The organism is Pseudoalteromonas sp. 5Ae-yellow (genome assembly GCF_014077565.1).
In the GTDB taxonomy this organism is placed as follows: domain Bacteria; phylum Pseudomonadota; class Gammaproteobacteria; order Enterobacterales; family Alteromonadaceae; genus Pseudoalteromonas.
Genome location: NZ_JACGWD010000164.1, coordinates 1 through 748, shown reverse-complemented (window position 1 = coordinate 748; position 748 = coordinate 1). Strand labels below are relative to the sequence as shown.

Sequence of the window (748 nt, the reverse complement as noted above, 5' to 3'; positions counted from 1 at the left end):
TCCATGTCCCGTCTGTTAACATTAATCTTGGCATGTAGGTTCGGTGTAAAGTTTTCTGGCGAATTCAATTATACCTTATCTTCATGCTGTTTGTTTTTCATACCACAAAGATCAACACGCCCTAATATATCGCTTTTTTCTTCCTTACTGAGGCGTTTATTGCTAACCTCGCGTTAACGTTTTTACTTAAACAAATTTTTGCTAACGGAATAATTATGCTCAAAAAAAATATCACTGTTTATCGGGATGGCAATCAGTGCAAATGCTGTTGCTAAAGGTGGCGTATCACCTTATTTATCTTTAAATCAAGCCCCAGAACTTGAGCACCAAGTACAACGACTTTTAGCCGTAAGTAAAAACACACATATTATGAGCAAGCCTTATAAAGCGCACGATATTTACAGAGTGCTGCAAACAGTAAGGCATACTTACCCAGAACTATATCAAACACTTTCATACCAACTTAGTCCTTATATTCAAAGCGATGCAGGTACATTTGCAAAAGTCACACTTGCTGCAGGCACTAAAGATAAGACGCTACCTAATCAACGAGGCCAAACGACTAAAACCAACTTAATTATTGAAGGTGGCGCCTATGCTAACTTTGGGCGTTACTTTGGTGTCATAGGTAGGTACTTAAGAAAAATATTAAGTACAGCCTTAAAAATTTGGCTCTACCCCATACTGAAATACTCCTGTTTTTCGATCGCGTTTGGGGTGTGCCCTAGCTGCATTTTTCCTCAGAAAG

Annotated in this window: 1 pseudogene; it reads left to right on the top strand. The window is 38.6% G+C overall.

From position 1 onward, the window contains the following. Window positions 1-246: 246 nt before the first annotated feature. Window positions 247-748: pseudogene (locus H4J63_RS19800) on the top strand (hypothetical protein); the annotation flags it as partial.